Below are 15,183 nucleotides of genomic sequence, written 5' to 3'. Positions count from 1 at the left end.
GTTATTGGGTAAGGGGAATTTTGAGGATTTGTCCTTTGTATAGACGGTTAGACTTCAATTTATTAAATTTTTGTATTTCTTGCCACTTGAGGCCATACTTTAATCCAATAGAATAAAGGGTTTCTTCGGCCTGCACCTCATGCACATACTCTCCATTGCGCAATTCGGGCTTGTCGAGCTCTGGTGGCAAGGGGGGGAGTTCGCCCATTTTTGTGATGGGCCGATCGGGTAGGCTTGTGCTTTTGGGTTCTTCTTTTTTGGGTGTTTCTGGATCAAAACTGGGGAAGTTGGGCACTTCGGTTTTGGGGCTATCTATTTGCAATTCTGGAATCTTGAGGTCGCGTCCATCAGGGCTCGTATTGGTATTTAAAGAATCCTGATAAATTTGCTCGGGATAAGTGGGTTGATTGATGACGAGCTCAGGGGCCTTAAATTCTTCTTTAACCACTGTTTTTGTGCTGTCTTTGGGGCTAATAATAGGGACCAAATCCACATTTTCCGAATTGGGCAATTTACGGGCTCTAATTTTGGGCGGCCCAGCCGTTTTTCTATTGAGCAAAATGAACTCGCCATTGGCGGGCTCTTGTCCCTCTTGCATCAGGTTGCGCTCATAGAGCTTGTCTAAGGGCAGGCCATAAAATTGAGCAATTTCATACATGCTTTCATCATTTTTGACCAAATGCTCTTCTTTGTCTTCTCGGTATTTGCTTTTCTTTGGCTGAATGTAGCAATATTGATAATCAATAAGTTGATCTCCATCTACGAGGTCGTTAAAACGAAGGAATTTGGCATAAGGCACCCCAAAGCGGTTGGCCACTTCTAGGGCCGATTCTCCCGCCCGAGCAATGACATAAGAGCTTTTATTTTTTCGGAAAACGCCCTTTTTATAGCTCAAAAAGAGCGTACTTTTTTGTTGTCGACGCAATTGGCGCTCAAAGGGTTCTGGTGTGGCAAAAATACTAGGATCCACGGGCGTATTATCTACCGAATCACTAATGGCCAAGGGCTGCATTTCCAAATCAAACTGCTGCAATTGATGGGTCTCAATGGTCGAAATCAGTTTGTTTGGATATTTGGGATCGGTGGCATAGCCCGCTTTGCGCAGCCCCTTGGCCCAGCCTGCATAATCCTCTCGGTCAAGCTCAAAAAGGCTAGCATAACGCTTTCTTTTCGTCAAAATCGCACTATGATCTATAAAAGAGGCTTCGGCATTTTCATAAACCCGAAAGCAAGATTCTATCGACTCATCATCCCATTTATAAAACTTTTCGCCCTGCCAATCCGAGGCGCATTTGATCCCAAAATGATTGTTGGCTTCCTTGGCCAAATTGCTGTTTCCTGCTCCCGATTCATGAATTCCCTGCGCCAAAGTAATGCTGGCGGGAATCCCCGTGCGCTGCATTTCTCGCACGGCAATATGCTTGTAGCTCGCAATATAATCCTCTACACTAATGCGCTGCGCAATTAGGCTGGGCGCGCTCAGCAGCAAAATAGCCCAAAACAATATTTTCATTTCCGTTGGCGGTTCGTCTGTCAAAAAAGCTCAAGCCCTCGCAAAAATGAGGCAAGCTTTGAGCGCCACAAAGTTAAACAAACTGCAGGCATTTATGAATAGCCTTTTTTTATTCTTTTTTGGGGCCTCCGCAGCAAAGCTGCGGCGCTATGCTGCGGGGCTCACAGGTCTGTTCGGCCCTGCGCGGGCTTCGCCCGCTGGGTCTGGCCTGCGGCCACCCCTCCGCAGCGCTGGGCCGGTTCTGCGGGTTAAAACCCGCAGCAAGGGCGGTATTGCTGCGCAATGCTTTTATAGCATGCAGCTTAAAAGCTGCATTAAATTCAGACTTTTGGCTTGTTGTGGTTTTGTCTGCTATTGCTGCGCAATGCTTTTACAAATTATTGGGCCAAGGGGGGCAGTTTTTCATAGCGCCAAAGTTGGGCGGGACGATCTTCTTGGGCTTCGGAGCCTATCCAAAAGCTAGCTCGGCCATGAACCACTAAGGCTTCGGCCTGCACTAAATCATGAGAGGGAAGGATAAATTGGCCCAAAACCCTTAGGCTATAACTATCAAAAACCCAGAGTTCTTGCTCTTTGGCGGCCAAGACATAAATCAAGGCCTCATCTTCAGAAAGGGCCACTGCTGAAGGATGAATCAAATAAGGGCTTAAATCGAGAAGCGGAAGATAGTCGCCATTTTTTGGCGAAAAGAGATAGAGTCCCGCTGGCGATTTGGCGGCCACCAACAATTGTTGTTTTTGGGGCCAAAAACAGAGGCCCTCATATTCTATATCGGGCGGCAGGGAAAAAGGAAGTTGTTGGCCTTGAGTTTCCTTTAGGCCTAGTTGCCAAATTAGCCCATCGGAGCGCAAAATAAAATAGCCTAGATTGGGCCAAAAGGCGAGGCCTTCATAATCGCCGGGCGGTCCCCAAGGCTGGGGGAGCGAATCAAATTCAGGATTAAAATTGGCGGGATAAAGGCGGCCTTCTTCATCATTGAGGGCCATGAGTTGCTGGCCATTATCGCAAAGGCCAGAAATTTCATCTAGGGCTGGGGGCAAATCGCTTTGAATATTGGCAAAGGGCATGCTCCATTGTTCGCCGGGCAGGCGGTCGCTATTTGCTCTCTCTTGGCAGTGGCCAAATAGAAAAAAGCTACTGAGCAGCAGCAGGTGTTTCGGGAAGGGTATAGCCATAATTTCGGGCAGTAGAAGGACATTGTTTAGCCAATTCCTGTAAAAAAGCTTGCTCAAAAGCGAGGCTATCGGCAGCGGTTTTGAGTTGGCTAAAGGGATTATCTTGGCCCATACATTCCTTTTGTTTGGCCTCTAAATCGGCATAAAAATCGGCTTCCATACGGCCATTATCGAGTTGGACCTTGGCCTTGGCTAGGGTTTCGCTGCAGTCGCAAAACTTTTTGGCATATTTGGCTGCAGAAGGTCCAGAAGAGCAAGCCATTAAAAGCAAAGGGAAAAAGAAAAGAGCAAAGCGCATAAGGCATCAGCTTGAAAAGTAAGACAATGGGGAGTAAAAGGGGAATTGGAAAAGGCCTGGAGCGAAGAACTTCATCGGCTGAGGGATGGAAAGCAGTGGCCGTCAGGCCAGACCGAGGCGCCACAGGCGCCGAAGGGCCGAGCAGCCTTGCGAGCCCCAACAACCAGCCCCTATAGGGGCGCCAGTTCGACGACCAAAGGGAGTACCCAGCCCGACCCGCCTGTAGGGCGGGGCAGCCCCAAAATAAAAAAATTAGGGAACGGGATCATGTCCATGTCCTCCCCAAGGATGGCAGCGGCCAATTCGCTTAATCGTCATCCAGCCGCCTTTAAAAGGGCCATATTTTTTGATGGCTTCTAAGCCATAGGCCGAACAAGTGGGTTGGTAGCGACAGCTAGAGGGCAAAAAAGGCGATAAAAACTTGCGGTAGAACTGGATGAGCAATAAAAAGATAAAGGAAAGCACCGCCGAAATCAAGCGAAAAAGTTGAATAAAGGGCCAAAATAGATAGCGCATAGCATTTTCTTTTAAAGAAGCCATTTTAGCTTAAAAAGTTGTTTCTTCGGCCAACTTTTGCAAAAGGCGAAGGCGAGATTTTTCGGCTGCTTTTTGGATATTGCTCAAGGGTTCTGCTTTATTGCCCACATAGACCCACATCATTTGCAGTTGAAGGTCTTCATTGGGCAGGCTGGCCAACCAGTTGGGTTTGTTTAGGCGGTAAGCCTCTCTCAATCGTCTTTTGAGCAAATTGCGATCGGGAGCTTTTTTAAATTTGCGTTTGGCCACCGATACGCCTTGTAAAATAGCGGGATCGCCTTGGGCTTTGGGCTGCAGGCGATAAAAAAGGCGAATGGGGTAGCTCCCCACCGATTGTCGAGCGGCAAAAATGGCTTGGATGGCCTTTCGCTGCTTAAGTCGTTCCTTTTTTGGAAAAGAAAAATCAGACATATAGGGGGCTTAGGTCTACAAAAACACAAAACAGCCTATCCGCCTCTGCGAATAGCTGTTCTGTGAGTATGTAGAAGAGTAAGTTATATACAAGCTAGGCTGTAAGCTTACTTGAGCTTAGCGCGCTGGAAGTCGTCAGATACAGTTAGGCTCTTGCGTCCTTTTTTGCGACGACGTGCTAGTACTTTACGGCCGTTTTTGCTGCTCATGCGCTTGCGGAAACCGTGCTTATTTACTCGGCGACGTCTTGAAGGTTGGTACGTACGTTTCATGATTCAATAACTTTTGTAATTGTTCTATGAGAATTGCCGGCTGAGCAGCGGCAATAAATTCAATAAAATGTTCGCTTTTAGCCCTGTTTGAGCTAAAGCGAGGGCAAAAATATAAAAAATATCCCTTTTTAATAAAGCTAGTTCGCTTTTTTTCAGTCAAAAGCAGAAAAAACTTAGCTATTCATAGAAAGCATGAATTCTTCATTGGTTTTGGTCCCTCTTAGATGCTTGAGCATAAAGTTCATGGCTTCATCGGTATTCATATCGGCTAAGTGGCGACGGAGGATATACATGCGGCTCATGATATTTTCGTCATGCAAGAGTTCTTCTCGGCGGGTAGAAGATTTGGTAAGGTCTATAGCAGGATAAACGCGCTTGTTGGCCAAGCGGCGATCGAGCTGTAGTTCCATGTTGCCGGTTCCTTTGAATTCCTCAAAGATGACTTCGTCCATTCTAGAGCCAGTATCGATAAGAGCGGTGGCTAGAATCGTGAGTGAGCCTCCATTTTCGATATTTCGGGCTGCGCCAAAAAACTGTTTGGGCTTGAGTAGTGCGTTGGCTTCTACACCACCAGAAAGGACCTTACCACTAGCGGGAGCCACGGTATTGTGGGCGCGGGCTAGGCGGGTGATCGAGTCAAGGAGAATGACGACATCATGTCCACATTCTACCATGCGTTTGGCTTTTTCTAGGACGATACCAGCCACGCGGACATGATTTTCTGGATGTGCATCAAAGGTCGAAGAAATCACTTCTGCTCTAACATTGCGTTCCATATCTGTTACCTCTTCGGGCCGCTCATCAATCAAAAGAATAATGAGGTAAGCTTCGGGGTGATTGGCTGCAATGGCATTAGCGACATCTTTCAACAAATAGGTTTTACCCGTTTTGGGTTGGGCCACAATGAGTCCACGTTGGCCTTTACCAATAGGCGTAAAGAGGTCAATGATGCGAGTAGAGTAGTGTTTGGGGTTCTTTTGATCAATGATATTGAGCTTTTCAGTTGGAAAAGTTGGACGCAAATGATCAAAAGCTACCCGATCCTTAATATCAGCAGGGTCCCAACCATTGATATGGCTGACTTGCAAAAGAGCAAAGTACTTTTCGCCTTCTTTCGGGGGGCGAATTGTTCCCTGAATGCTATCTCCTGTGCGTAGGCCCAACAATTTGACTTGTGAAGGCGAAACATAAATATCATCAGGAGAAGGCAAGTAGTTATAATCGGGAGAGCGCAAAAAGCCAAATCCATCAGGAGTCATTTCCAAAACTCCTCCTCCTTCGATTACGCCATCAAGCTCTACGCTAAATGCCTTTTTGCGAGCATATTTGCGGTCTTTACGTTCGTTTTCGTTGCGTTGTTCTTGGTTGTTTTGGCGGCTATAACGTTTGCGGTCTTGAGCCTGTTCGTTTTGTTCTCTCTCTTGAGGTTCCCGTTTGTTGTCGCGATAGTTTCGATTGTCTCTCTCTTGAGGCTCTCTTTTGTTATTGCGCTGCTCACGGGGCTCTCTCTCTTGGGGCTCCCGTTTGTTGTCGCGATAGTTTCGATTATCTCTCTCTTGAGGCTCTCTTCTGTTGTTGCGCTGCTCACGGGGCTCTCTCTCTTGAGGTTCCCGTTTGTTGTCGCGATAGTTTCGATTATCTCTCTCTTGAGGCTCTCTTCTGTTGTTGCGCTGCTCACGGGGCTCTCTCTCTTGGGGCTCCCGTTTGTTATTGCGCTGTTCACGAGGCTCTCTTTTCTCTTTACCTCGAGGAGCTCTCTTTTCTTCTTGAGCCTCTTCTTTCTGCTCAGGAGCTTCCACTTTAGGGCTTTCTTCTTCCTTAGGCGCTTCTACTTTCTTTTTGGGAGGACGGCCACGGCGTTTGGGTTGAGGCTTTTCAGCCTCTTTGTCTTCCACTTCTTTCTTATTAGTTGTTTTGCGGCCTTTTGCAGGCGCTTTTTTCTGCGGCTCCTCCGTTTTCTCTTCTTTGGGAGCTGGGGGCACACCACCATGAATGGCCTGGGCGTCTAGAATTTTATAAATAAGCTCTTTTTTGGGAAGGCGCTTATAACTTTTTACCTCCAATCGCTCCGCAATATCGCGCAATTGAGGCACCAACATTTCATTGAGTTGAAGGATGTTGTACATGTAGTCGTAAATTAGAATTGAAATAGTAGGTAGTTCTATAGTCTCACTTCAATAGTTAAAATATAAGGCGCCCACAAACAACTGCTTTCTCTTGGCCAAAAACATACTTAACTGATAAGCTCAAAGGCCTCAGCTAAAGAATGAATGACAATAAAATTAGTGGACGATAACTATCAAAATGAAGGGAGCTATCAAACAGGCGCTAATTTAGCCAAAATGGCCTCAGAGGTTGATCCTACCAATAAGAGGAGCGCCGTGTTGAGTTCAATAGATAAGGGAAGGATAAGAAGCAATTAGATATAAGGCTTCTTGCTTTGTAGACGACAAATTTACACTTTAATTTTTAATTTCAAATACTATCTTTGTGAAAAGCGCCTTTTATCGGTCCTTTATCCCTTTTAAGGGGCTCCTCTACTCTTTTTTTGAGGATGCACTTTAAATTAAATGAAGGATGAAGATAATTCAAAAGGCTGTCCCCTTGGCCCCTTTATTGTGGCCGCAGATGCTCTTTAGACAATATTTGACAATAACCATTTTCCCTACATAAATTAGCTTTATGTTAGCCGTACAGTTTATTCGCGAAAACCGCGAAAAAGTGCTCAGAAGCCTGAAAATCAGAAATTTTGAGCCCCTCGACATCCTAGATGATATTTTGGCCGCCGATGACGAACGCCGCAGCCTCCAACAAGATTTAGACGCTCAAAGAGCCGAACTAAAATCCATCTCTAGCCAAATTGGCCAGCTGATGCGCAAAGGAGAAAAAGCCGCCGCAGAAGAGGCCAAGTCCCAAACGGCTGGCATCAAAAGCCGCATCCAAGAATTGGAGCAACTTAGCCGCACAAATGCGGAACAATTAGAAGAATTGCTCTTGCAAGTCCCCAACTGCGCCCATGAAACAGTGCCGCCCGGCAAGTCTGATGAGGATAATGTGGTGGAAAGAGAATGGACGAAAGACCTTCCCCAACTGCCAGCTGATGCCAAACCCCACTGGGAACTCGCTCAAGAATATGGCCTGATCGATTTCGAAACTGGAGCCAAAATTACTGGCGCTGGCTTCCCCCTATACACCGGCATGGGCGCCAAACTCCAAAGAGCACTAATTAACTTTTTCCTCGATGAGGCCGATAAAGCTGGCTATAAGGAGTTTCTTCCCCCGCATCTGGTCAATGAAGCTAGCGCCCGTGGCACTGGCCAATTGCCCGATAAGGATGGCCAAATGTACCATGCTACCGTAGATGATCTTTACCTGATCCCTACCGCAGAGGTGCCCCTAACCAATATTTATCGCGATGTGATTTTGGCCGAGGATGATTTCCCTATCTGCCTAACGGGCTATACGCCCTGCTTCCGCCGAGAAGCCGGCTCTTATGGCGCTCACGTACGTGGCCTCAACCGCCTACATCAATTCGATAAGGTGGAAATCGTTCGCCTAGAACATCCCGAACGCTCTTACCAAGCCCTAGAGGAAATGTGCGCTCATGTAGAAGGCTTGCTCGCTAAATTGGAGCTGCCTTTCCGCACCCTCCGCCTCTGTGGTGGCGATCTCGGCTTTGCCGCCGCCCTCACAATCGATTTTGAAACCTATTCTGCAGCTCAAGATCGCTGGCTAGAGGTGAGCTCGGTCTCTAATTTTGAGGAGTTCCAAGCCAACCGCCTAAAACTTCGCTACCGCCCCAATGAAGGCAAAGGAACGATCCAAGCCCATACACTTAACGGCTCTGCCTTGGCCCTGCCCCGCATTCTGGCTACAATCCTAGAAAATAACCAATGCGAAGAGGGGATCCGCATTCCCAAGGCCTTGCAAGGCTATCTGGGTGGCCGTACAATGATTACTAAGTAGTTGTTTTTGGGGCGTTACTCCTTTCAGTCGTCGAACTGCGGCTTGCAGCCTTGTTGTCTGCCTGCGGCAGGCGCTACGTTTCGCAGCTCGCAAGCCTGCTCGGCCCTGCGGCCTGACGGCCTTGGTCTGCCGCTGCGCAGCACTGCTGCACATCGCTAGGCCTGCGGGCGCTCCGCGCCCTGCAAAACCGCAAATCGCTAAGAAAATAATAAGAGGGCCAAGGCCCTCTTTTTTTATGCCGAAAAAGTTTTTCTTTAAGTCATGAATAAAATGGAATTGAACCAAATTGCCGCGGCCCTAAAAACGGCCCTGCCCCAATGGGGCCAGTTTATGCTGAGCGAAATCCAAAAGGTCCAAGCTAAGGATGTACTGACCAAAGATCTCAATAGCTTGGTTAGTTATGTCGACCAAGAGGTGGAAAATCGCATTATTAACTTGGCCCAATCCTTACTTCCTCAAGCAAATTTTATTGCCGAGGAAACGGGCCAAAAACAAAGCGATAGCCCCTGGCGCTGGATTATTGACCCTCTAGATGGAACCACTAACTATTTGCACCAACTTCCCTTTTTCTCGATCAGTATTGCCCTGCAATATGAAGAGAAAACAGTTCTGGGAATGGTCTATGAACCTAACCGAAAGGAATTGTTCTGGGCCATTGAAGGGCAGGGGGCCTACCTAAATGAACAGCCCTTACAGCTTGACCAAAAACCAGCCGCCCTGAGCGACAGTTTACTAGCTACGGGCTTCCCCTATTACGATTTTGAGCAAACAAAGGCCTATTTGGCCCTTTTGGGCGAGCTAATGCCCGCCTGCCGAGGCCTGCGCCGCTGCGGCTCAGCCGCTTTGGATTTGGCCTATACGGCCGCTGGTCGCTTCGGAGGATTTTATGAATATAGCTTAGCGCCCTGGGATGTAGCCGCAGGCGCATTTTTGGTCCAAGAAGCTGGCGGCTTTGTTTGCGACTTTTCTGGCCAAAATGATTATCTTTTTGGGCGAGAAATTTTGGCCGGCCAAAAAGGACTACAAAAGGTCCTTTTAAGCAAAATACAAAAGCATTTTAAGGCTTAGCCAAAGAAGTTAGTATCTTGATGGTCCAAATTATACAGCTAGAGGCGAGCGCAGCGAGCCGGCTGAGGGATGGAAAAGGGGGCGGCAAAGCCGCAGACCCAGCAAAATGAGCAAAGCGAATTTTGCGCAGGGCCGAGCAGACCTGCGAGCCCTGACACAGCCCGACCCGACCGATAATTTAGGAGGGTTTTAACCCTCATTTTGTCTAGCTTCGCAAAGCGATATCGCTTTGCGCTGGGTTTTAACCTAACGGGAGGGGCAGCCCCAAAACAAAAAAAAGAACGCTAAAATAGAACTATGAATTATAAGGATGATGTAGAAGCCCTGGACGCATTGGCCCAGGCTTACCGAGATTTGAGTCAAGAAATTGGAAAAGTGATCGTGGGCCAAGATGAAGTGGTCAAATCGGTCTTGATTTCGCTCTTTTGCGATGGACACAGCCTGCTCGTTGGGGTGCCCGGCCTCGCCAAAACCCTTTTGGTCAATACTATTTCTAAGGTTTTGGACCTGCAGTTTAACCGCATTCAGTTTACGCCCGATTTGATGCCCTCGGATATTACTGGGGCCGAAATTATGGACGAACACCGCAATTTTACTTTCTCTAAAGGGCCACTTTTTACCAATATTTTGCTGGCAGATGAGATTAACCGGACCCCGCCCAAAACGCAGGCCGCCTTGCTGGAAGCTATGCAAGAACGCTCGGTAACGGTGGGTGGTGTGAGCTATAAATTGCCCAAACCCTTTTTGGTTTTGGCTACCCAAAACCCCATCGAGCAGGAGGGAACTTATCCCTTGCCCGAGGCCCAGCTCGACCGCTTTATGTTTAATATCGTGCTGGATTATCCCACCTATGAACAAGAGGTGCAGATTGTGAAAAACACAACCTCAGGCCATAAAGTAGAGCTGAACGGAGTGGTTTCTGCCGAGCAAATCGTCTTTTTCCAACAACTGATTCGCAAAATCCATATTGCTGATAATGTGCTGGAATATGCCGTGGGCTTGACCAATAAAACCCGCCCAGGTACGGCTATGGCTACCGATAAAGTCAATAATTATATCTCTTGGGGAGCTGGACCAAGGGCCTCGCAGTTTTTGGTGCTTGGCGCCAAATGCCATGCAGCCATCAATGGCAAATACTCTCCCGATAAATCTGATGTGCAGGCCGTAGCGCCTTACATCTTGCGCCACCGGGTGGTCCGCAACTATAAGGCGGAGGCCGAAGGCATCACGATCGAGCAGATTATTCAAAGCTTATTTTAGAACTATGCGCATACTAAAGTGGGTGGTAGCTGTTGTATTCATATTGATTTCGGTGGGGACGGTAACTTATGTTTTGGGGCCAACGCCTAAGGCGGAAAATATTCCCGATAACTTACCGATTTATCACAGTCCTTATGCCTCTGCCGCCGCTTTGGAGGCGCAGGTGGCCGCCTATGATGGCCGCGATACCGATGTAAAAACGGGCAACCAAAGCCGAGTAATTTGGGCCAATGATAGCCTCAAGCAAAAGACGCCTTATGCCTTTGTCTATTTGCATGGCTTTTCGGCTTCGCCTATGGAGGGCTGGCCGATTCATGAGCAATTGGCCAAGCGCTATGGGGCCAATTTGTATCTGCCTAGGCTTTCGCAACATGGCCGAAAGGATGTAGACGCCTTTGCCGATTTGACGGTAGAAAGCTATATCCAATCGGCTAAAGAGGCCTTGGCTATTGGCCGAGAATTAGGCGAAAAAGTGATCCTGATTAGCTGCTCTACGGGCGGTAGTTTGGGCCTTTACCTCTCTGCTGCAGATACGGCTATTGCTGGACATCTGGCCTTTTCGCCCAATATCCAAGTGGCCGACCCCAACGCCAAATTATTAACGGGTCCATGGGGCTTGGAGTTGGCCCGAATGGTCTTTGGCGGCGATTACCGCAGCTGGGTCCCCGAAAACGATAGTATTGACAAGTATTGGAGCAGCAAGTACCGCATTGAGGGCGTGATTCAACTGCAATTATTGATTGAGAATTGCATGAAGCCCGAACTCTTCGAACAAGTGAAGCAACCCTTTTTCCTCGGCTATTATTATAAGAATGAAGAGGAACAAGATCCCACGGTTTCTGTGGCCAAAATGCTCGAAATGTATGAGCAGCTAGGCAGCAAAACCAAGCGCAAACAGGCTTTCCCAGAGGCGGGGGCGCATGTCATTTGCTCGCCTTGGACCTCTAAGGCTTGGGAGGAGGTGCAGGCCGCTGCCATCGCCTTTTTAGAGGAGGAGATGCAGCTTAAAGCGGTCTCCGAATAGCCCAAAAGGATAATTTTATAGAAAGGTAGTGAGCATTTTTGCTGACTACCTTTTTTTGTTTTGGGGCCCGCGGCCAGCTTGCTGGCCGCCGCTATGCTGCGGGGCTCACAGGGCTGTTCGGCCCTGCGGCGGCTTTGCCGCCTTGGTCTGGCGCTGCGCGCCACCCCTCCGCAGCGCTGGGCCGCTCATCTTTTTCCCTTGCCCTAAACAACTGTTTGCAGCCGCCTAGCTACTGGAAAACCCCCAGAGCTAATCTGCATCAATACATTTAGCTGTGGCGTTGTGCCACAGCCGTCTGCATCCTTACATTTAGCTGTGGCGTTGCGCCAGAGGCATCTGCATCATTACATTTAACTGTGGCGTTGCGCCACAGCCGTCTGCATCCTTACATTTAGCTGTGGCGTTGCGCCACAGCCATCTGCATCCTTACATTTAGCTGTGGCGTTGCGCCACAGCCATCTGCATCCTTACATTTAACTGTGGCGTTGCGCCACAGCCGTCTGCATCCTTACATTTAACTGTGGCGTTGCGCCACAGCCATCTGCATCCTTACATTTAACTGTGGCGTTGCGCCACAGCCATCTGCATCCTTACATTTAGCTGTGGCGTTGCGCCACAGCCGTCTGCATCAATACATTTAGCTAGGGGGATTCCCCCAAGGCGTCTGCATCGATACATTTAGCTAGGGGGATTCCCCCAAGGCGTCTGCATCATTACATTTAGCTAGGGGGAGCTGTCTAAGGCCCTATCTTTTTTTTCTGGACCGCCCCTACTACGAATTAGCTTGGCTCGCTTAGCAGCGAAATATTGGAGACGGTTGTATTTTTTAGTTTTTATTCTTAGCCCTAGGGGCAAAAATTCTATCATATAGACCTGTGGGTTAAAACCCACAGCAAGAAGGGAGGCCATGCTAGACCCATGTAGCAGGCCCGAAGGGCCGCAGGCCTAGCGATGCGAAAGGGGGCGGCGAAGCCGCAGACCAAGGCCGTCAGGCCGCAGGGCCGAGCGAGCAGCGAGCCCTGAAGCGTAGCGCCGCAAGGCGAAGCCGCAGCGGAGGCCCCAAAAAAACTTAGTCGAAATTTGCAGGAGGCTAATAGTAAAAGTTTGATGGCTATTGCTTTAGCGCCTAAATTTGTAGCTACCAATTTTAAACCTCCACAACAACAGATTATGCAGCAATTTTATCTATTGATTTTCTTTTACTTATGTACTGTTTTGGCATTGGGTGCTCAGCCCGTGGGCATGGCGGCCTATCCCAACAAAAAGGGCTTGCGGGCCATAGCATTGGGGGAGGGCAAGTTAAAAATTGATGGCCGCTTGGATGAGGCGGCTTGGCAGGGGGCGCCTATTGCCGAGGGATTTACGGAATATGAGCCTGCGCCCAATACGCCTGGTTCTTTTCGGACCGAAGTGCGGGTAATTTATGGGCCTTCGGCTATTTATGTGGGGGCTTATATGTATGATCCTGCGCCAGATAGCATTTTGCAGCAATTGGCAGTTCGGGATGAGGTATCGGGTTCTAATGCGGATTATTTTACCGTTTACATTGATGGGATGTTTAGGCAGCAAAACGCCTTTCATTTTACGGTCAGTGCTTCGGGGGTGCGAGAAGATGCCAGTGATGGGGATCAGCTTTGGGATGCGGCTTGGCGTTCGGGCCATCAGATTTTGGAAGATGGTTGGAGTGTAGAGATAGAGATTCCCTATTCTCAGTTGCGTTTTGCGCCGCAGGAGCAGCAGCTTTGGGGCATCAACTTCGAGCGATACATTCGGAGATACAGAGAAAGTGCGTATTGGTCGGCCCTAGACCCCGAAATAGATGGGGAGGTGCAGCAATTTGGCTTATTGTATGGTTTGGAGGGGATCAATCCGCCCTTGCGTTTGTCCTTAACCCCTTATGCGGCTAGTTATTTGACCTTAGAGAATGGGGCCGCTCCTAATTTTCGGGCTTCTGCGGGAGCGGATTTAAAGTATGGCATCAATGAGAGCTTTACCTTAGATGTAGCTTTGATTCCCGATTTTGGGGATGTGCAATCGGACAACCTTCAATTCAATTTGACGCCTTTTGAAATCTACTATACCGAGCGTCGGCCCTTTTTTACGGAAGGGACCGAGTTATTTGGGCGGGCGGATTTATTTTATTCTCGTCGGGTAGGGAGTAGTCCGAGCCGTTCGGCTTGGGCCAGTAGTCAATTGGATAGTACAGAAACCTTAGTGAGCAATCCAGAGCGCAGTCAATTGATCAATGCCCTCAAGTTTTCGGGCCGAACCAAAAGCGGTCTAGGGGTTGGGGTATTTAATGCAGTAACGGCGCCAGCTTATGCCAAAATAGAAACTGAAAAAGGGGAGCAGCGAAACCTAGAGACCGAAAGTTTGAGCAACTACAACCTCTTGGTGGTTGATCAGCAGTTGCGGAACAACTCCTACATTAGTTTTGTGCAAAGTTCGGTTTTGCGTTCGGGCGGTTTTACGGATGCTATGGCTTGGGGGACAGAATTTCGATTGACGGACAAAAAGAATCGTTATTTATTGTCGGGTTCGGGAGCTTATAGTCGCCGTTATTTGGATGCAGCACTTTATACGGAAGAGATAGAAGATGGATTTAAGGCCTATTTGAACTTTGGGAAGATACAGGGCCAATGGCGCTGGTCAGTCAATCAAACAGTTTATAGCGATCAGTATAATATTAACGATCTGGGGTATATTGGGCGGCCCAACTACCTGCGGAGCACGGCCAATCTAGATTACTATATCTTCAAGCCTTTTGGGCGCTATAATTATATGCACTACAGTTTTAGCACTTATATGGAACAACTGTATAAGCCCTATAACTTCAGTCGAATAGAGATGGAGGCCGAGGTTTCCGCCACGGATAAAAACTTTTTGTATAGCTTTTTCAATCTGGCCTTTCAGCCTTTGGGTTATGTAGATTTCTTTGAGGCCAGAGAGACGGGCCGGGCTTGGAACAAACCCGTTTGGGGGCGTATTCGGGGGTATTTCTCTTCGGATTATCGCAAGCCATTTGCCTTAGATGGAGATATTTCTTTTCGGCCCTTTTTGTCGGCAGATCCAATTTGGAAGAATGCCTACACTTTTGAGATGGAGCTGAGTCCCCGCTACCGCTTTAATGATCGGGCCAATTTGGTCTTGTCTCAAAACCTGACGTTGCGGAACAAGAACCTGGGTTATGTCAATCGCTTGGCCGATGCAAGTATCATCTTTGGGCAGCGCAGTTATCAGACCATGGAGTCGCAACTGACTTTTAATTATCTCTTTAGTCCCTTGATGTCGCTGAGCTTTAGAGCTCGGCACTTTTGGGCTTCGGTGGCTTATAGCAACTTCTATGTATTGGGCAAAACAGGAGATCTACTCGATAGCTCTTATGATGCTTTACACGATCGTAATTACAATGCCTTTAATATCGATTTGATTTTCCGCTGGCGCTTTGCCCCTGGTAGTGAGTTCAATGCAGTTTGGAAAAACGCGATTCTTAGTGAAGGCGAATATGTAGAAGAGAACTACGGCAGAAACTTTCAGCAGATGCTAGAGGATAATCCCCTCAATCAGTTTTCTGTGAAGTTGCTTTACTTCTTAGATGTGCCCCGCTTTGGGCAGGAGCTGGCCAAACGCTTCTAGTTTGGCCCAAAAAAGCGCCCCAA

Annotated in this window: 12 protein-coding genes; 5 read left to right on the top strand and 7 right to left on the bottom strand. The window is 48.2% G+C overall.

What is annotated here, in order from left to right; translation table 11 throughout:
* Position 1 precedes the first annotated feature (1 nt).
* From PPO43_RS06105 to rho, 7 genes are all read right to left on the bottom strand, one after another.
* Positions 2-1,513 (bottom strand): glucosaminidase domain-containing protein, encoded by a 1,512-nt coding sequence (locus PPO43_RS06105; protein WP_272620928.1) that lies wholly within the window; start codon positions 1,511-1,513, stop codon positions 2-4.
* Positions 1,514-1,890: 377 nt separating this feature from the next.
* A complete protein-coding gene (locus tag PPO43_RS06100; RefSeq protein WP_272620927.1) occupies positions 1,891-2,688 on the bottom strand; it encodes a hypothetical protein in 798 nt (265 codons plus the stop codon).
* The gene (locus PPO43_RS06095; protein ID WP_272620926.1) at positions 2,648-2,986 is read right to left on the bottom strand and encodes a hypothetical protein; all 339 of its coding nucleotides are present in this window, start codon (positions 2,984-2,986) and stop codon (positions 2,648-2,650) included. The genes PPO43_RS06100 and PPO43_RS06095 overlap by 41 nt, the downstream gene beginning before the upstream one ends.
* A gap of 252 nt (positions 2,987-3,238) precedes the next feature.
* Positions 3,239-3,502 carry a membrane protein insertion efficiency factor YidD gene (yidD, locus tag PPO43_RS06090; RefSeq protein ID WP_041329872.1) on the bottom strand — a complete coding sequence of 88 codons (264 nt, stop codon included), beginning with the start codon at positions 3,500-3,502 and terminating at the stop codon, positions 3,239-3,241.
* A 30-nt stretch (positions 3,503-3,532) separates the two neighbouring features.
* Positions 3,533-3,934: a ribonuclease P protein component gene (rnpA, locus tag PPO43_RS06085; protein ID WP_272620925.1), complete on the bottom strand. Its 402-nt coding sequence runs from the start codon at positions 3,932-3,934 to the stop codon at positions 3,533-3,535.
* Positions 3,935-4,041: 107 nt separating this feature from the next.
* Positions 4,042-4,206: a 50S ribosomal protein L34 gene (rpmH, locus tag PPO43_RS06080; RefSeq protein WP_002659234.1), complete on the bottom strand. Its 165-nt coding sequence runs from the start codon at positions 4,204-4,206 to the stop codon at positions 4,042-4,044.
* 173 nt (positions 4,207-4,379) lie between these two features.
* Positions 4,380-6,332, bottom strand: coding sequence for a transcription termination factor Rho (gene rho / locus PPO43_RS06075; protein ID WP_272620924.1), 1,953 nt, complete (start codon positions 6,330-6,332; stop codon positions 4,380-4,382).
* A 556-nt stretch (positions 6,333-6,888) separates the two neighbouring features.
* Between rho and serS the strand changes: the two genes are divergently transcribed.
* The 5 genes from serS to PPO43_RS06050 all read left to right on the top strand — a co-directional run bounded on the left by serS (position 6,889) and on the right by PPO43_RS06050 (position 15,160).
* Complete coding sequence (gene serS / locus PPO43_RS06070) at positions 6,889-8,172, top strand: serine--tRNA ligase (protein ID WP_272620923.1); 1,284 nt, start codon at positions 6,889-6,891, stop codon at positions 8,170-8,172.
* A gap of 261 nt (positions 8,173-8,433) precedes the next feature.
* Positions 8,434-9,240: an inositol monophosphatase family protein gene (locus PPO43_RS06065; protein WP_272620922.1), complete on the top strand. Its 807-nt coding sequence runs from the start codon at positions 8,434-8,436 to the stop codon at positions 9,238-9,240.
* A gap of 297 nt (positions 9,241-9,537) precedes the next feature.
* Positions 9,538-10,500 (top strand): AAA family ATPase, encoded by a 963-nt coding sequence (locus tag PPO43_RS06060; RefSeq protein WP_272620921.1) that lies wholly within the window; start codon positions 9,538-9,540, stop codon positions 10,498-10,500.
* A gap of 4 nt (positions 10,501-10,504) precedes the next feature.
* Complete coding sequence (locus PPO43_RS06055) at positions 10,505-11,524, top strand: alpha/beta hydrolase (protein ID WP_272620920.1); 1,020 nt, start codon at positions 10,505-10,507, stop codon at positions 11,522-11,524.
* A gap of 1,107 nt (positions 11,525-12,631) precedes the next feature.
* Complete coding sequence (locus tag PPO43_RS06050) at positions 12,632-15,160, top strand: DUF5916 domain-containing protein (protein WP_272620919.1); 2,529 nt, start codon at positions 12,632-12,634, stop codon at positions 15,158-15,160.
* The last annotated feature ends 23 nt before the right edge of the window (positions 15,161-15,183 follow it).

Origin of the sequence: Saprospira sp. CCB-QB6 (genome assembly GCF_028464065.1) — a bacterium.
Taxonomy (GTDB): domain Bacteria; phylum Bacteroidota; class Bacteroidia; order Chitinophagales; family Saprospiraceae; genus Saprospira.
Note: the sequence above shows the minus strand (reverse complement) of the source record. Positions and strands in the feature narration are given on the sequence as shown.

Excerpts from the sequence above, each read along its gene's own strand:
- serS (WP_272620923.1), top strand. The coding sequence starts at position 6,889 with ATGTTAGCCGTACAGTTTATTCGCGAAAACCGCGAAAAAGTGCTCAGA.
- yidD (WP_041329872.1), bottom strand. The coding sequence starts at position 3,502 with ATGCGCTATCTATTTTGGCCCTTTATTCAACTTTTTCGCTTGATTTCG.
- PPO43_RS06055 (WP_272620920.1), top strand. The coding sequence starts at position 10,505 with ATGCGCATACTAAAGTGGGTGGTAGCTGTTGTATTCATATTGATTTCG.
- PPO43_RS06050 (WP_272620919.1), top strand. The coding sequence starts at position 12,632 with ATGGCTATTGCTTTAGCGCCTAAATTTGTAGCTACCAATTTTAAACCT.
- PPO43_RS06095 (WP_272620926.1), bottom strand. The coding sequence starts at position 2,986 with ATGCGCTTTGCTCTTTTCTTTTTCCCTTTGCTTTTAATGGCTTGCTCT.
- rpmH (WP_002659234.1), bottom strand. The coding sequence starts at position 4,206 with ATGAAACGTACGTACCAACCTTCAAGACGTCGCCGAGTAAATAAGCAC.
- PPO43_RS06105 (WP_272620928.1), bottom strand. The coding sequence starts at position 1,513 with ATGAAAATATTGTTTTGGGCTATTTTGCTGCTGAGCGCGCCCAGCCTA.
- PPO43_RS06100 (WP_272620927.1), bottom strand. The coding sequence starts at position 2,688 with ATGGCTATACCCTTCCCGAAACACCTGCTGCTGCTCAGTAGCTTTTTT.
- rho (WP_272620924.1), bottom strand. The coding sequence starts at position 6,332 with ATGTACAACATCCTTCAACTCAATGAAATGTTGGTGCCTCAATTGCGC.
- PPO43_RS06065 (WP_272620922.1), top strand. The coding sequence starts at position 8,434 with ATGAATAAAATGGAATTGAACCAAATTGCCGCGGCCCTAAAAACGGCC.
- PPO43_RS06060 (WP_272620921.1), top strand. The coding sequence starts at position 9,538 with ATGAATTATAAGGATGATGTAGAAGCCCTGGACGCATTGGCCCAGGCT.
- rnpA (WP_272620925.1), bottom strand. The coding sequence starts at position 3,934 with ATGTCTGATTTTTCTTTTCCAAAAAAGGAACGACTTAAGCAGCGAAAG.